The organism is Amycolatopsis sp. MtRt-6 (assembly GCF_017308975.1).
In the GTDB taxonomy this organism is placed as follows: domain Bacteria; phylum Actinomycetota; class Actinomycetes; order Mycobacteriales; family Pseudonocardiaceae; genus Amycolatopsis.
In genome coordinates, this window is sequence record NZ_JADWPD010000033.1 from 65,644 (window position 1) to 80,047 (window position 14,404).

At 72.6% G+C, this 14,404-nt stretch carries 17 protein-coding genes; 7 read left to right on the plus strand and 10 right to left on the minus strand.

What is annotated here, in order from left to right; genetic code table 11:
• Positions 1 to 61: 61 nt before the first annotated feature.
• Entirely contained in the window at positions 62 to 1,027 is a 966-nt protein-coding gene (locus tag I4Q55_RS39450; RefSeq protein ID WP_206795609.1) for a LysR family transcriptional regulator, read from the plus strand.
• Here the strand turns inward: I4Q55_RS39450 and I4Q55_RS39455 are convergent.
• Both I4Q55_RS39455 and I4Q55_RS39460 read right to left on the minus strand, forming a co-directional pair.
• Positions 952 to 2,403 carry a M17 family metallopeptidase gene (locus tag I4Q55_RS39455; protein ID WP_206795610.1) on the minus strand — a complete coding sequence of 484 codons (1,452 nt, stop codon included), beginning with the start codon at positions 2,401 to 2,403 and terminating at the stop codon, positions 952 to 954. The two genes, I4Q55_RS39450 and I4Q55_RS39455, sit on opposite strands and share 76 nt — an antisense overlap.
• Before the next feature lie 90 nt (positions 2,404 to 2,493).
• Entirely contained in the window at positions 2,494 to 2,661 is a 168-nt protein-coding gene (locus I4Q55_RS39460) for a DUF3117 domain-containing protein (RefSeq protein ID WP_013222969.1), read from the minus strand.
• A gap of 198 nt (positions 2,662 to 2,859) precedes the next feature.
• Here I4Q55_RS39460 and I4Q55_RS39465 point away from each other — a divergent pair, with 198 nt between their 5' ends.
• Positions 2,860 to 3,654, plus strand: a complete 795-nt coding sequence (locus tag I4Q55_RS39465; protein ID WP_206795611.1) for an enoyl-CoA hydratase-related protein — start codon at positions 2,860 to 2,862, stop codon at positions 3,652 to 3,654.
• 20 nt (positions 3,655 to 3,674) lie between these two features.
• Here the strand turns inward: I4Q55_RS39465 and I4Q55_RS39470 are convergent, their stop codons facing one another.
• From I4Q55_RS39470 to I4Q55_RS39490, 5 genes are read right to left on the minus strand one after another with little or no spacing between them, the layout of a single operon-like run.
• Positions 3,675 to 4,238 (minus strand): DNA-3-methyladenine glycosylase I, encoded by a 564-nt coding sequence (locus I4Q55_RS39470; protein ID WP_206795612.1) that lies wholly within the window; start codon positions 4,236 to 4,238, stop codon positions 3,675 to 3,677.
• Positions 4,231 to 4,689, minus strand: a complete 459-nt coding sequence (locus tag I4Q55_RS39475; RefSeq protein WP_206795613.1) for an SRPBCC family protein — start codon at positions 4,687 to 4,689, stop codon at positions 4,231 to 4,233. Before I4Q55_RS39475 ends, I4Q55_RS39470 begins: the two co-directional genes overlap by 8 nt.
• Entirely contained in the window at positions 4,686 to 5,003 is a 318-nt protein-coding gene (locus tag I4Q55_RS39480) for a DivIVA domain-containing protein (protein ID WP_206795614.1), read from the minus strand. The genes I4Q55_RS39475 and I4Q55_RS39480 overlap by 4 nt, the downstream gene beginning before the upstream one ends.
• Entirely contained in the window at positions 5,000 to 5,668 is a 669-nt protein-coding gene (locus I4Q55_RS39485; protein ID WP_206795615.1) for a permease prefix domain 1-containing protein, read from the minus strand. The genes I4Q55_RS39480 and I4Q55_RS39485 overlap by 4 nt, the downstream gene beginning before the upstream one ends.
• A complete protein-coding gene (locus I4Q55_RS39490) occupies positions 5,665 to 5,982 on the minus strand; it encodes a helix-turn-helix transcriptional regulator (RefSeq protein WP_206795617.1) in 318 nt (105 codons plus the stop codon). The genes I4Q55_RS39485 and I4Q55_RS39490 overlap by 4 nt, the downstream gene beginning before the upstream one ends.
• Positions 5,983 to 6,042: 60 nt before the next feature.
• Between I4Q55_RS39490 and I4Q55_RS39495 the strand changes: the two genes are divergently transcribed.
• Genes I4Q55_RS39495 through cydC form a run of 4 tightly spaced genes read left to right on the plus strand, consistent with a single transcriptional unit; the run spans position 6,043 to position 11,327 of the window.
• Positions 6,043 to 7,209: a cytochrome ubiquinol oxidase subunit I gene (locus tag I4Q55_RS39495; RefSeq protein ID WP_206795619.1), complete on the plus strand. Its 1,167-nt coding sequence runs from the start codon at positions 6,043 to 6,045 to the stop codon at positions 7,207 to 7,209.
• Between the two features lie 3 nt (positions 7,210 to 7,212).
• On the plus strand, positions 7,213 to 8,175 hold the full coding sequence (locus tag I4Q55_RS39500; protein ID WP_206795620.1) for a cytochrome d ubiquinol oxidase subunit II: 963 nt from the start codon (positions 7,213 to 7,215) through the stop codon (positions 8,173 to 8,175).
• A gap of 9 nt (positions 8,176 to 8,184) precedes the next feature.
• Positions 8,185 to 9,738 (plus strand): thiol reductant ABC exporter subunit CydD, encoded by a 1,554-nt coding sequence (gene cydD, locus I4Q55_RS39505; RefSeq protein ID WP_206795621.1) that lies wholly within the window; start codon positions 8,185 to 8,187, stop codon positions 9,736 to 9,738.
• Positions 9,735 to 11,327, plus strand: a complete 1,593-nt coding sequence (cydC, locus tag I4Q55_RS39510) for a thiol reductant ABC exporter subunit CydC (RefSeq protein WP_206795622.1) — start codon at positions 9,735 to 9,737, stop codon at positions 11,325 to 11,327. Before cydD ends, cydC begins: the two co-directional genes overlap by 4 nt.
• Here the strand turns inward: cydC and I4Q55_RS39515 are convergent.
• Positions 11,263 to 12,165, minus strand: a complete 903-nt coding sequence (locus tag I4Q55_RS39515; RefSeq protein ID WP_206795623.1) for a glucosyl-3-phosphoglycerate synthase — start codon at positions 12,163 to 12,165, stop codon at positions 11,263 to 11,265. The two genes, cydC and I4Q55_RS39515, sit on opposite strands and share 65 nt — an antisense overlap.
• A 51-nt stretch (positions 12,166 to 12,216) precedes the next feature.
• Between I4Q55_RS39515 and I4Q55_RS39520 the strand changes: the two genes are divergently transcribed.
• Positions 12,217 to 12,891: a 1-acyl-sn-glycerol-3-phosphate acyltransferase gene (locus I4Q55_RS39520; protein ID WP_206795624.1), complete on the plus strand. Its 675-nt coding sequence runs from the start codon at positions 12,217 to 12,219 to the stop codon at positions 12,889 to 12,891.
• Here the strand turns inward: I4Q55_RS39520 and I4Q55_RS39525 are convergent.
• Together I4Q55_RS39525 and I4Q55_RS39530 are read right to left on the minus strand one after the other, a co-directional pair.
• Positions 12,888 to 13,949, minus strand: coding sequence for a response regulator (locus tag I4Q55_RS39525; protein WP_206795625.1), 1,062 nt, complete (start codon positions 13,947 to 13,949; stop codon positions 12,888 to 12,890). The genes I4Q55_RS39520 and I4Q55_RS39525 overlap by 4 nt on opposite strands.
• Before the next feature lie 138 nt (positions 13,950 to 14,087).
• Positions 14,088 to 14,312: a hypothetical protein gene (locus I4Q55_RS39530; protein WP_206795627.1), complete on the minus strand. Its 225-nt coding sequence runs from the start codon at positions 14,310 to 14,312 to the stop codon at positions 14,088 to 14,090.
• Between the last annotated feature and the right edge of the window lie 92 nt (positions 14,313 to 14,404).

The window sequence follows — 14,404 nt, forward strand, 5'->3', positions numbered from 1 at the left end:
TCCTGAAAGTAAGCAGACCTAATCAATACGTCCAATGCGCAAAGCTGGCACAATCGATGCGGTGCCGTATGATTCGCTATCCGCGCAGGTCGCGCCGCACCTGCCGCTGCTCGCGGCCCTCCGCGAGACGAGGAACGTCACACGCGCGGCCGAACTGCTGGGCGTCCCCCAGCCCACGGTGAGCCGGCGGCTCGCGGCGCTGGCGGACGCGCTGGGCGCGCCGCTGACCGTCCCGGACGGCCGCGGCATCCGGCTGACGCGCGCGGCGGAACTCCTCGCCGAGGCGGCCGAGCGCGGGCTGGCGGCGCTCGACACCGGCGTCCGGCTGGCCCGCGAGGAGGTGTCGCCCGAGTCGGGGCACGTCGTGCTCGGGTTCCTGCACCTGCTCGGGCGGTCGCTGGTGCCGTCGCTGCTGCGCGGCCACCGGGCGCGGCACCCGGGCGTGCGGTTCACGCTGGTCCAGGGCTCGCGCCAGGACATGGTCGACCGGTTGACGGGCGGCGAGCTGGACCTGGCCCTGCTGGCGCCACTGCCGGACATGCCGTCGCTGGCCTGCGCGGGCCTGGTGGACGAGGAGATCCTGCTGTCGGTCCCGGCGGGCCACCGGCTGGCGGGCCGCCGCGAAGTGCGCGTGGCGGAGCTGGCTTCGGAAGAGTTCGTGCTGCTGGAGCAGGGGTACGGGGTCCGGACGCTGACGGACGAGCTCTGCGCGGCGGCGGGCTTCACGCCGCGGATCGCGTTCGAGGGCCAGGAGTCGGACACCGTGCGCGGCCTGGTGGCGGCGGGCCTGGGGGTGGCGCTGCTGCCGCGGTTCGGGCCGGGTACGCCCGCGGGGGTGGCGGAGGTGCCGCTGGCACCGCCGCCACACCGGACGATCGGGCTGGTGTGGCGGGCCGGGGAGCCGATGACACCGGCGGTGACGGGCTTTCGGGACCACGTCCTCGCGAGCCGTCAGGCCAGCGAAGCCGCCAGCTCCACCAGCGTCCGCGCCGCGAAGCCCGTCGCGCCCGGGACCACCTCGTCGTAGTTCTTCTCCGACCGCGCCGGGCCCGCGATGTCCAGGTGGGCCCACGGCAGTCCCGACGTGAACTCGCGCAGGAACAGCGCCGCCGCGATGCCGCCCGGGCCGCCCGGCATCTGGCGGACGTCGCCGAACTCGCCGCGGACGCTCTCCGCGTAGTCCTCCACCAGTGGCATCCGCCACCACGCCTCGCCCACCCGGGCGCCCGCGCCGGACACCAGGGAGGCCAGCGTGTCGTCCGAGGCGAACAGGCCGCCGGTGCGCAGGCCCAGTGAGACCTTCATCGCACCCGTCAACGTCGCCGCGTCGACCACGTAGTCCGGGGTGAACCGCTTGATCCCGTAGACCAGCGCGTCCGCCAGGACCATGCGGCCCTCCGCGTCCGTGTTGTCCACCTCGGTCGTCTTGCCGCCGTAGTGCCGGACGATGTCGCCCGGGCGGTACGACGAGCCCGAGACGTGGTTCTCCGCGCACGGCACCAGCGCCGTCACGCGGACGCCGAGCCCGAGGGCCGCGATGCCGCGGATCGCCGCGATCACCGCCGCGCCGCCCGCCATGTCCGTGCGCATCAGGTGCATCCCGTCGGCCGGCTTGATCGACAGGCCGCCCGTGTCGAACGTGATGCCCTTGCCGACCAGCAGCAGGTGCCGGGACGCCCCCGACGGCTTGTACGCCATCTCGAGCAGCCGCGGCGGCCGCGCCGACCCGCCGCCGACCGCCAGGACGCCGCCGAAGCCCTCCGCTTCCAGCCACTTCTCGTCCCGCACCGTCACCTCGACGCGCGGGCCGGCCACGCGGGCCGCCGTGTCCGCCAGCCAGGCCGGCGTCTTCACATTGGACGGCGTGTTCGCGAGGTCGCGCGTCAGCGCCGTCGCGGCCGCCAGCACCGAGGCGCGGTTGACCAGCGAAGGCAACTCGGGGTCTTCGCCCACGAGCCGGATCGTCCGCACGGACGGCTTCGGGTCCTCGCCGGTCACCTTGTACCGGTAGCCGCCGAGCAGGAGCCCCAGCGTGAGCTCGGTGACGTGCTCGCCGGACGCCTCCTCCGGCAGCTCCAGCTGCACCGCGCGGAACGCCTTGCCGCCGTGGTCGACGTCGTCCGCGAGCGCCGCGTTGATCGCGCGGACCAGCGCCGCGCCGGTCTTGCGGTACTCCTTCGGCTCGCCGCCGCCCAGTCCCGCGATCCACCGCGGCCCGGTGCCGGGCACCGTCTGCACGTCGCCCGCCTTGCCGGTGATCCGGACGCCCTCGATCTCCAGGGGCTCGACGTCATCGTTGTCGGGCGCGGCCACCAGCCGGGCCGTCGGGACGCCGCGGCGGAGTTCGCCCGCGACCTCGATGTCGAGCAGCGTAGCCGGAACGGGCGGTAGTGGATTACGCACAGTGAGCAACCTTCGGGCGCAGAGGAACCGCGACCCCGGCCTCCGAGGGGAGACCGGGGTGCGACGGAAGGACGGTGGGAGGGGGCTGGGTCAGCCGGTGACCTCCGCCAAAGCGGCGCCGAGGTCCTTCGCTTCTTCCGCGGAGAGCTCGACGACGAGTCGCCCACCACCCTCGAGCGGTACGCGCATCACGAGGCCCCGCCCCTCCTTAGTCACTTCGAGGGGACCATCTCCGGTCCGGGGCTTCATGGCCGCCATAGCGTGCTCCCTCCGTCTCAACCGGCGCGCCCGGGTCGCGCTCGCGTGAAAGCCAGCCGGGTCTGCTGTCCATTGTCCCTCATCAGCGGCCGGGCGCATCAGCGGACCGATCTTTTGCCGCCGTATCGGTGCTGGTATGCGGCCCGCGCGAGGTGAAAGACTCTCGGCCAACCGAAGTTTTCCGCGCAAGGAGAAGACGTGACCACATCCGACGTCCTGTTGACCGCCGACGCCGACGGGGTGCGCACCCTCACCCTGAACCGGCCGCAGGCGTACAACTCGCTGACCGTCGAGCTGAAGGAAGCACTGCTCGCGGCGCTGCGCGAGGCGGCGGACGACGAGGGAGTCCGCGCGGTCGTGCTGACCGGTTCGGGCAAGGCGTTCTGCGCCGGCCAGGATCTGAAGGAGCACGTGGGACTGCTGCAAGCGGGTGACCCCGCCCCGCTACACACCGTCAAGGAGCACTACAACCCGATCGTCAAGACGATCGTGGCCATGCCGAAGCCGGTGATCGCGGCCGTCAACGGCACCGCGGCCGGTGCCGGCGCCGCCTTCGCCTACGCCAGCGACCTGCGGATCGCCGCCGAGTCGTCGTCGTTCCTGATGGCCTTCGCCAACGTCGGGCTGGGCCCGGACTCGGGCGCGTCCTGGACGCTGCAGCGGCTGGTCGGCTACGGCCGCGCCGCCGAGCTGATGCTGCTGGCCCGGACCGTCGACGCGGCCGAGGCGCTGCGGCTCGGCCTGGTCGGCGAGGTCGTGCCGGACACCGAGCTCGCCGCCCGCGCGCAGCAGGTGGCGGCGAAGCTCGCGGCCGGCCCGACCGTCGCCTACGCGAAGATCAAGGGCGTGCTGAACCTGGCCGCGCAGTCGACGTTCGAGGAGGCGCTCGACGCCGAGGACGCCGTCCAGACGGCGCTCGGCGCTACGGCCGACCACACCGAGGCCGTCGAGGCCTTCGTCGGCAAGCGCAAGCCCGCCTTCCAGGGCAAGTGACGCCGCGGCTGCTTCCGGGCTCAGGCCGCCCGGAAGCAGCCCGCGACGTGGTCGTCGACCATGCCGGTGGCCTGCATCAGCGCGTAGCACGTCGTCGGGCCGAGGAAGACGAAGCCGCGCTTCTTCAGCTCCTTCGCCATCGCCTTGGACTCGTCGGTGATCGCCGGGACGTCGGCCATCGTCGCGGGCCGCTCGTGCGACGAAGGCGCGAACGACCACAGCAGGTCGTCCAAGGGCGTGTCCAGCGCGGCGATCGCCCGCGCGTTCTTGATCGCGGCCAGGATCTTCGCCCGGTTCCGCACGATCGACGCGTCCTGCATCAGCCGTTCGACGTCGGCGTCGCCGAACTTCGCCACCTTCGCCGGCTTGAACTGCTTGAACGCCTTCCGGAAGCCCTCGCGCTTGCGCAGGATCGTGATCCACGACAGGCCCGACTGGAACGACTCGAGACACAGCCGCTCGTACAGCTCGTCCTGCCCGTGGAGCGGCACGCCCCACTCCTCGTCGTGGTAGGCCGCGTAGTCCGGCGTCGAATTGCCCCAGCTGCACCGCGCGACGCCGTCGGCGCCGACCAGCTCACTCATGCCCACCCACCGAATAGTTCTCCGCGAACCGCGCGAACCGCCGCAGCGACTGGCGCACCCCCAGCGCGAACGCCGGCCGCACCACCGGCCAGCCGAGCCGGCCCAGCGGGCCGAACGGCAGCCGCAGGTGCTCGGCCCAGACGAACGTCGAGCGCGTCGCGCCCTTCGGCACCACCTGGAACACGCCGGTGCCCTGCACGATGCTGCCGAGGTGCCGGACGCCACACCGCACCGGCGGCTCCCAGCTGGTGATCTCCATGGTGTCGGTGAAGCCGACGCCGGCCACGCCGGTGAACGCCGACAGCCGCGACCCGACGCTGCGGCCGTTGCCCTCGACCACCTCGACCTCGGTGCCGAGCATCCACTCGCCCTGGCGCGCCCAGTCCGTGAGCGCGAGCCAGGTCGTCCCCGCGGGGGCGCGGACGTCGACCGAGAGGATCAGGTCCGTCACGGGGACGCCTCGGGCGAACGCTCGCGTTCGCGCGCCTCCAGCTCGGCGATCCGGGCCCGCAGCTCGTCGAGCTCGACGCCGAGCCGGCGCATCACCCAGTCCACTTCGGACATCTTGTAACCACGCAGCACCATCTGGAAGCGGACCTCGGCCAGGTCCTCGCCGGTGATGTCCTCGGCGGGCAGCCGCGTGGGCGAGCTGCCCGGCGGCAGCGGGGCGAGCTCCTCACCCCGGCCGAACACGACGGCGGCGAGCAGGAACACCACGGCCGCCACCAGCAGCATGACTACGAGGTAGATCAGCGCGGTCGTCACGCGACGATCGTGGCATACCCACCCCAGGATCGTCTCGCGAGCACGACGAGCCGGACGGAAAGCGCCAGCCAGGCGACCATCAGCAGGGCGCACGGGACGCTGAGGAACAGCCTCGACGCGTCGACGACGCCGGTCGCCGCGATCAGCAGGCCCATCGAGGCGAGGTTGACGCCGACCGCGAGCGCGATCAGGACGCCGCAGAACCGGGCGAGCCCGGCGCCGTCGAGGCGGCGGCTCAGCCAGCGGATACCGAGCAGGGCGAGCGCCCCGATCACCGGTACGACGAACACCGCGCCGTGCGAGGCGTGCGCGACGACCTTGTACCAGTCGGGGGTCGGCGTCGACAGCTTCGTCCACTCGCCGAAGGTGAGGATCCGCGCGTAGTCCCACGCGATCTGCATCGCCGGGACGCCGATGATGAGCTTCCACAGCGTGCGGACGCCGCTGAGCATGCCGAGCTCGGCCTGGTAGTCGCGGGCGACCACCTCCGCCGGCCCGAAGTCGGCGACCGCCCGGCGCTGCGCGTCCTCGTCGCTCCAGCCGCCCGCGCGGTAGGCCTCGGCGGCGTCGTCGAGGCCGTCGCGGGCCTCTTTCAGGAGATCGGCCTTGAAGCGGCCGCAGCCGTGCAGCCTGCGGTCCAGTTCTCCGAGGTATGCGTCGATCATGTCCCCAGTACTCCCCCGATGACCGTGGTGAACTCCCGCCACTCGGCGCGTTCCGCCGCCAGGGCCTGCTCGCCGGAGCGGGTGAGGCGGTAGGTGCGCCGCTTGCGGCCGGACACGACGTCCCATTCGCTGGCCAGCCAGCCGGCCCGCTCGAGCCGGCGCAGCGCCGGGTACACGGTGCCGGTCGGCAGGTCGAGCGCGCCGCCGCTGCGCAGCTGGAGCGCCTCGATGATCGCGTAGCCGTGCAGTTTCCGGCCGTCGAGCACGGCCAGCAGCAACGCGTCGAGGTGGCCGCGCAGGGTGTCCGCCTTCATGGGTAAGCAGTCTACACGTCGGCTCGCTACATGTAGACAGGCTATGTGTAGCCTGTCTACATGAACGCTCTTCCGATCGCGAGACTCCAGTTCGCGACGACGACTTCGTTCCACTTCCTGTTCGTGCTGCTCACGCTGGGGTTGGTCACGCTGGTGGCCGTGATGCAGACGCGCTGGACGCTCGGCGGCAAGCCCGAGCTCCTGCGGATGACCCGCTTCTGGGGTCGCCTGTACGTGATCAACTACGCGCTCGGGATCGCCACCGGGATCGTGATGGAGTTCCAGTTCGGGCTGACCTGGACCGGGCTCTCCGCCTTCGCCGGCGACGTCTTCGGGGCGCCGCTGGCCATCGAGACGCTGGTCGCGTTCTTCCTCGAGTCGACCTTCCTCGGCCTGTGGATCTTCGGCTTCGGGCGGATGCACAAGTGGCTGCACCTGACGCTGCTCTGGCTGGTCACGCTGACCGCGTACGCGTCGGCGCTGTTCATCATGCTGGCCAACTCGTTCCTGCAGAACCCGGTCGGCAGCCGCCTCGAAAACGGCACGCTGCGCCTCGACGACTTCGGCGCGCTGTTCACCAACCCGGCGCTGACCGCGTCGCTGCCGCACGTCGCCGGCGCGGCGATCGTGACCGGCGGCTTCTTCGTCGTCGGCGTCAGCGCCTGGCACTTCCTCAGGCGCACCAGCGAGGTCGAGTTCTTCCGCCGGTCGATGCGGCTCGGCGTGGTGGCGGCGCTGCTCGGGTCGATCCTGGTCGTGAACCAGGGGTTCGCGCAGTTCGGCGAGCTCGCGAAGTACCAGCCGGACAAGCTGGAGGACGCCGGCGTCGGTGTCGGCCTGCCGCTCGGCCTGATGATCCTGATCGGGTTCGCGATGCTGTTGTGCGCGTTGCTCGGCGCCCTGCTGCTGATCCGGAACTGGCTCACCAAGGCGCGGTTCCTGCACTACCTGATGGTCGCGGCCATCCCGCTGCCGTTCGTCGCGGCGATCCTGGGCTGGCTGGTGCGCGAAATCGGCCGCCAGCCGTGGCTGGTCTGGGGGAAGCTGCGGACCGCCGACGCGATCGCCGACGTCCCGGCCGGCCAGATCCTGTTCTCCTTCATCGCTTTCTCACTGCTGTTCGCCGCGCTCGCGGTGGCCGACTGGGTGCTCATGGCGCGCGTCGCCAAACGCGGCCCGGACCCGGTCGAAGCGCCCACCGGACAGCCCGTCCTGAGCGGAGTCTGACCGATGGCGACCTTCTGGTGGTGCGTGCTGGGCCTGCTGACCTGCGGTTACTTCGCGCTGGCCGGCTACGACTACGGCGTCGGGATGCTCCTGCCCGCGTTCGAGGCCGGCGAACGGAAGCGGCGGCAGACGCTCGGCGCGCTCGGGCCGTTCTTCCTGGCCAACGAGGTGTGGCTGGTGGCCGCCGTCGGCCTGCTGTTCGGGGCGTTCCCGCACCTGGAGGGCAAGGTGTTCGCCGGGGCGTACGTCCTGGTCGTGACGCTGCTGCTCGGCCTGGTGACGTTCACGGCGTCGATGCAGCTGCGCAGCCGCCGCCCGGACGCCCGGCGCGGCGCCTGGACGGCGGGCATCGTCGGCGGCGCGCTGGTGACGGCGCTGTCGTGGGGCCTGTTCCTCGGCAACCTGGTCATCGGGCTGCCGCCCGTCACCGACGTGCTCGGCCTGTTCACCCCGTATGCGGTGCTGTGGGGCCTCGGGTTCGTCGCGCTGTTCTGCCTGCAGGGCGCGGCGTTCCTGGCCGTGCGGGCGCCGGTCGAGCTGACCGCCCGCGCGGTGCGGCTGGCCCGGGCGTTCTCGGCGCCGGTGCTGGCCTTCCTGGCGATCGCCTCGGTGTGGGGATACTTCGCGCTCGACGGCGTTTCCGCGCTCGGCGTGGGGGCGGTCGTCCTGGCCTTCGCGGCTTTCGCCGTCATGCGCGTCGGGCTGTCGGTACGGCGGTACCGGCTCGCACTCGTCGGGTCGATGACGCTTTCGGCTTGTCCGGCACTGCTCGCCGGGACGCTGCGGTTCCCCACCGTGCTGGCTTCCCCGGCGCTGACGCTCGACGAAGCGGCGACGGCGCCGGAGACGTTCGCGGTACTGGCCTGGTTCGCGCCGCCCGCGGTGCTGGTTTTGCTGGTGGTGCAGTGGCTGACCTGGCGCGCGCACCGCCGTCCCGTCGACGAGCGCTCGCTGCTGCACTTCTAGGGGGACGCCGTGCCCGCACTGCCCGGACTCCGGCGGTACCTGCTCTTCTTGTGCCTGCTCGGCCTGCTCACCGCCGTTGCGGTGCTGCTCCAGGCCGAAGGGCTCGCCACGCTCCTCACCGGCGGCGGGATTTCGCGGTTCCTCGTCGTGGCCATCGGCGCGCGCGTGGCGCTGTCGTGGGGTCATTCCGTCCTCAGTGGACGCTTCGCGGCGTCGGTGCGCGGCGCGCTGCGGCTTCGCCTGCTCGGGTCCGCGTCGGATCGGGCGGGTGTCGTCGCGACGCAGATCACGCGCGGCGTGGACGCCACGGACAGCTACCTGACCGGGTACCTGCCGTCGCTCGTGGTTTCGGTCGTGGTCCCGGTCGCGGTGATCGTGCGGCTGTGCACGACGGACCTGACGTCGGCGGTCGTCGTGGTGGTCACGCTGCCGCTGATCCCCGTTTTCGCGATCCTGGTCGGGAAGCAGGCCAAGGCGTCGGCCCAGTGGGAGTTACTGACGAAGCTGGGCGGGCACTTCCTGGACGTCGTCCGCGGGCTGGGGACGCTGAAGGTGTTCGGCCGGGCGTCGGCGCAGGCGGCGACGGTGCGTTCGATGGCCGCCGCGCACGCCGACGCGACCATGAAGACACTGCGGGTGGCGTTCCTGTCGGCGCTGGTGCTGGAGCTGGTCGCGACGCTGTCGGTCGCGCTGGTCGCGGTGCCGATCGGGTTCCGGCTGCTGTCGGGCGGGCTGGACGCGCGGACGGGGCTGCTGATCCTGTTGCTGACGCCCGAGGCGTACCTGCCGCTGCGGGCGGCGGGCGCGAAGTTCCACGCGGCGGCGGAGGGGCTGACGGCGTTGCGGGAGGCACTGGCGGTGCCGGTGCCCGTTCCCCGGTCGGGCGCCTTCACCCGTCGCCGGGGCGCGCCTTCTCTGGTCTTTTCGCGCGTTTCGGTTTCCTATGACGGAGTTCCGGCGTTGTCCGATGTGGACTTCTCGGTGCCCGCCGGTGCGCGGGTGACCCTGGTGGGGCCGAGCGGGTCGGGGAAGAGCACGGTGCTGGCGGTGCTGCTGGGGTTCGTGACGCCGTCGTCGGGACGGGTCCTGGTGGACGGTGTGGACCTGCGTTCGCTGTCGTCGCCGGACTGGCTGGCCGAGGTGGCGTGGGTCCCGCAGCGGCCGACGCTGTTCCAGGGGTCGCTGGCCGCGAACATCGCCTTGGGGTCCCCGGCCGACGTGCCCGCGGCGGCCCGGGCGGCGGCGTTGGATTCGGTGGCGGCGGGACTGCCTTCGGGCTACGCGACGCAGGTGGGCGAGCTGGGCTCGGGCTTGTCGGCGGGACAGCGGCAGCGGGTGGGCCTGGCCCGGGCGCTGGCGCGGACGTCGGCGGGGCTGGTGTTGCTGGACGAGCCGACGGCCCGGCTGGATTCCCGGACGGAGGAGGCGGTGTTGTCGGCGACCCGACGGCTGCTGCCCGGGCGGACGGCGGTCATGGTGGCCCACCGCCCGGCCATGGTCGCGCTGGCCGACCGGGTCATCGAGCTCCGCGACGGCCGGGTCCGGACGGAGGTGGCGGTGTGACCATCTGGGCCGTGTCCACAAAGGACCTTCGCCGCCTCCTCCGCGCCGCCCTCCTCGGAGCGGCCGCCGAACTCGCCGCCCTGGCGCTCATGGCCACCGCCGCCTGGCTCCTGCTCCGCGCCGCCGAGCGGCCGCCGCTGGCCGCGCTCACCGTCGCCATCGTCGCCGTCCGGACGCTCGCCCTGCTCCGCGGCGGCCTCCGGTACGCCGAACGGCTCGCCGGGCACGACGTCGTCCTCCGGTGGCTCGGCTCGCTGCGGACCCGCGTCTACCAGGCCCTCATCCCCGGGACCCGGTACTCCGGCGGCGACCTCGTCACCCGCCTGGTGTCCGATGTGGACGCTCTGCAGGACGCCGTCCTGCGGTGGCTCCTGCCCGCCTGCGTTGCCGGCCTCGTGGGCACCGCCGCCGTCGGCGTCACCGCCACCGCGTCGCTACCGGCTGCCGGGGCCCTCGCCGCCGGGCTGCTCGTCGCCGGGATGCTTCTTCCGTGGCTGGTCATCCGGGTCACCACCGCGACCTCGCGAAAAAGCGCCCCGATGCGGGCCGAACTCGCCGACCGGGCCGTCGAACTCGTCACCGGGCGCCGGGAGCTCGTCGCCGCCGGGGCGCTCGGCGAGCACCGGCGGCGAGCCGCGGACGTCGTCCACGACATCGCCGCCGGCGAGCAGGCGGCGGCGCGGAAACAAGCCCTGCTCGGCGCCGCCGGGGTGCTCGCCCAGCTGGTCACCGCCGTCGCCGTCGGGCTGCTCGCCCACGCCTCCGTGCCCTGGACCGCCGCCCTCACCCTCGCCGCCGTGACCGCCTTCGAGGTCGTCCTCCCGCTCATCGGCGCCGCCCGGCGCGTTCCGGAGATCCGGGCCTCCGCCGCCCGGGTGCGCGCCGTGCTGGATGAACCCGCCGCCCCACAAGGGCACCGCACCGCCGCGACCGGGCATTTCCGGCTCGAGAACGCCGGCGTCCGCCACCCCGGCCGGGCCCCGGCGCTGCGGGGCGTCGACCTCGACCTGCCGCCCGGCAAACGCGTCGGGATCCTCGGCCCCAGCGGTGCCGGGAAGACGACCCTCCTCCGGCTCCTGCTCGGCAGCCAGGCCCCGACCGAAGGCCGGGTCACCCTCGACGGTCACCCGCTCGCCGAGTACGCCGACCTGCCGGCCGTCATCTCGGGCGCCGAAGCCGACGCCCACGTCTTCCACACGACCGTCCGGGACAACCTGCTGCTCGCCAAGCCGGACGCGACCGACGACGAACTGAGAGACGCCTGCGAAACCGCCGGCTTCGACCTGGACCTCGACCGCGAAACCGGCCCCGACGGCGACGCGCTCTCCGGCGGTCAGCGGCAGCGGCTGGTGCTCGCCAGGGCCGTCCTGGCCGCCCCGAAGGTCCTCGTGCTCGACGAGCCCGTCGAGGGCCTCGACCCCGCCCACGGCGACGCCGTCCTGAAGAACGTCCTCGCGCGGGCGAGGGGCAGCGTGGTCCTCGTCACCCACCGCCCCGAGCACCTCGAGGGCTTCGACGAGGTGCTCACCCTCGAAGCCGGGCGAGCACTTCCCGCATCGGCGGCCTGCCGTCCACCCGGACGTTCGTGACGTCCGGCACCCACTCCTCGTCCACCTGCACGAACTGCGTGAACGGCGCGTCCGCGGCCGGGACACCGCAGCGGTCCAGCGCCGTGCCGAGGATCTGGCGGGACATCACGCCGAGCTGGCTCAGCGACCGGTTGCGGTGCTTGCGGACCCCCAGGTTGACCTGCGCCAGCCCGTCGAGACCGTACCGCGCCTCGGCGTCGAGCAGCAGCCCGATCTCGACGCCGTACCCCGCGGCGAACGGCACCGACTCGAGGAACTCGCGCGTGCCCGCGTACTCGCCACCGAGGGGCTGGATCAGGCCGCCGAGCGCCGGCCGCAGGGCCGAGAGCACCGGCCGCGCCAGCAGCTCGGTGACGCGCCCGCCACCACTGCTCTCCAGCCGCAGCGGACGGCGGTAGAAGCCCTTGACCAGGTGGACGCCGCTTTCCGCGACCAGCGGCCCGAGCAGCGAGGGCACGAACGCCGGGTCCGGGTCGACCAGGTCGGAGTCGAGGAAGACGACGAAGTCGCCGCTGGTCGCGGCCAGCGAGCGCCACAGCACCTCACCCTTGCCGGGCACCGGCGGCAGGTCCGGCAGGACGTCTTCGCGGCGGACCACCCGCGCGCCCGCGGCCTCGGCCGTTTCGGCGGTCGCGTCCGTGGAACCCGAATCCACGACGACCAGCTCGTCGACGACGGAGCCGACCAGTGGCCGCACCGACGCGACGACGTCGCCCACGGTCCGCTCTTCGTCGAGGGCAGGTAGCACGACCGAAACCGTCCGGTCACCCTTCGCGGCCACGATGTCCGCGGGGGTCCAACCGGGCTCCTGCCACGTACGCCGCTCGAACCAACTCACGAGTAACGATCGTGCCATGCTGATGGCACCGCTACCGAGGAGGAGGACCACTTGATCGCGCAGCTTGTCCGGTTCGTGCTGGGACCGCTGGTCAGGGCGGTGTACCGGCCCGAAGTGCACGGCGTGGAGAACGTGCCCACCACCGGCCCGGTGCTGCTGGCGGCCAACCACCGCGCCGCCCTCGACACCGGCGTGATCACCTTCGCGACCCCGCGGCAGGTCAAGTTCCTCGGCAAGGCGGAGTACTTCGCGGGCAAGGGCCTCAAGGGCAGGGCGCTGGCCGGGTTCCTCGGCGGCCTCGGCTACGTCCCGGTCGAGCGCGGCAACGCCCAGGCGGGGCTCGCCGCGCTGGAGGCGGCCCGCAAGGTGCTCGACGCGGGCGGCGTCTTCGCGATCTACCCGGAGGGCACCCGCTCCCTGGACGGCCGCCTGCACCGCGGCCACACCGGCGTCGCGGCGCTGGCACTGGCGACCGGCGCGAAGGTGGTCCCGGTCGCGCTGACCGGCACCGAGAAGCTGCAGCCCGGCGGTGCGAAGATTCCCCGCCTGGCGAAGATCGGCATCACGTTCGGCAAGCCCCTGGACTTTTCGCGCTACGAGGGCCAGGACTACGCGCCCGCGATCCGGCGGTCGGTGACCGACGAGGTGATGTACGCCATCCTGGAGATTTCGGGCCAGGAGTACGTCGACACGTACCACAAGCGGCCGAGCGAAGGCGTGGCCTAGTTCACGAGGTTCGCCGCGTGGCTGTAGCCGATCGTCCGGCCCTGCGGCCGGTAGTAGTAACCGATCCCGTTCGCGGCGACGATCACGTCGCGGCCGAGCCCTTCGGCACCGAGCTTCTGACGCACGCGGTTGACGAGGACCGCCAGGTACCGCTTCGACTCGGCCCCGCCACCCACGTACGCGCTGATCGCCTCGGCGGGACGAGCCGTGCCCGGCTTCCTGACCAGGAACTCCAGCAACCGGTACTCGCGCGGCGACAGCACCAGGTCGCTCCCGGCGGCCCGGACCTGCTTCAGCGCGAAGTCCACCCGGAGCACTCCGTCGTCGTAGACGTCGTCCGACCGGGGTGCGCGGTGCCGCAGGACCGTGCGCATGCGGGCGAGGAGCTCTTCGATCTGGAACGGCTTGACGAGGTAGTCGTCGGCGCCGCTGTCCAGACCGCGGATCTTGTCGTCGTCTTCGCCGCGCGCGGTCGTGATGATCACCGGGACGTCGCTCGCCTCGCGCAGCTTGCCCAGCACAGCGAGCCCGTCCATGTCGGGCAGGCCGAGATCGAGCAGGACCAGGTCGGGCGGCTGCACGATCGCCTCGCGCAAGCCGGTCCCACCGCGGGAGGCCACCCTGACTTCGTAACCCTCGCGGCGCAGCACGGCGCTCAGTACCGGGGCCACCCGGTCGTCGTCCTCGATGAGCAGCACGGTCCCGCACTCGGTGGGCCGCGGCGGGGGCGCGTTGTCCGGGCCGGCGATGCGCCGGGTTTCGATCGCGGTCGCGGACGCGCCCTGGCCGACGAGGAACCTCAGCGCCAGCTCGCGGCAGCCCGGGCAGACCTTCAGCTCGCGCCCGTCCACCGCCAGCACGAACACCGCGCCCCGCGCGCACCGGCTCCCGGCCACCTCGATCTCGCACCGGCGGGCCAGCCGGGCCCGATCGCGCTCAGCTTCGCGTTCGCGGTCGCGGTGGGCCTTCGACCGGCACTTGTCGGAACAGAACTTGCGGGGGCGGCCCGTTTCGGTCGCCTCGGGCAGCGGGTCGCCGCACACCGTGCAGGTGGTCATCGGGCCGTCCCCTCCCCGATCCGCCGCAACGAAACCACTTTCGTGTCGCTCCCAGGATATCGGCGCTTGGCTCACGTCCACCGGTGTTGTTGCATCGTGGGGGAAGGCCCGGCCGCCTCGCGGACGGCCGGACCGACGTCACGATCGCCCGTGCTTGCCGGCGTCGGCGATCGTGTCACCCACCACGATGAGCGCCCTCGCCGTGACGGCGAGGGCCTCGTCCTTTCTCAGGGGTGCCACGACGGCCTCCAGGAGCACGAGGACCACGCGCACCGCCCGCCAGGCCGGGCGAGCCCGGCGATGGCACCACTTCGCGACCCGGCGAAGCTTCGACCGGGCCGTCCGGCTCGGGGGAACGACCACTTCGCGACCTCCTCTCGACAGCGGCGCGACCATCGCGGGCTGTCGCGACGAGCCCCGCGGCAACGGAAGCTGCGGGAGGAGGTCTTCTGTTG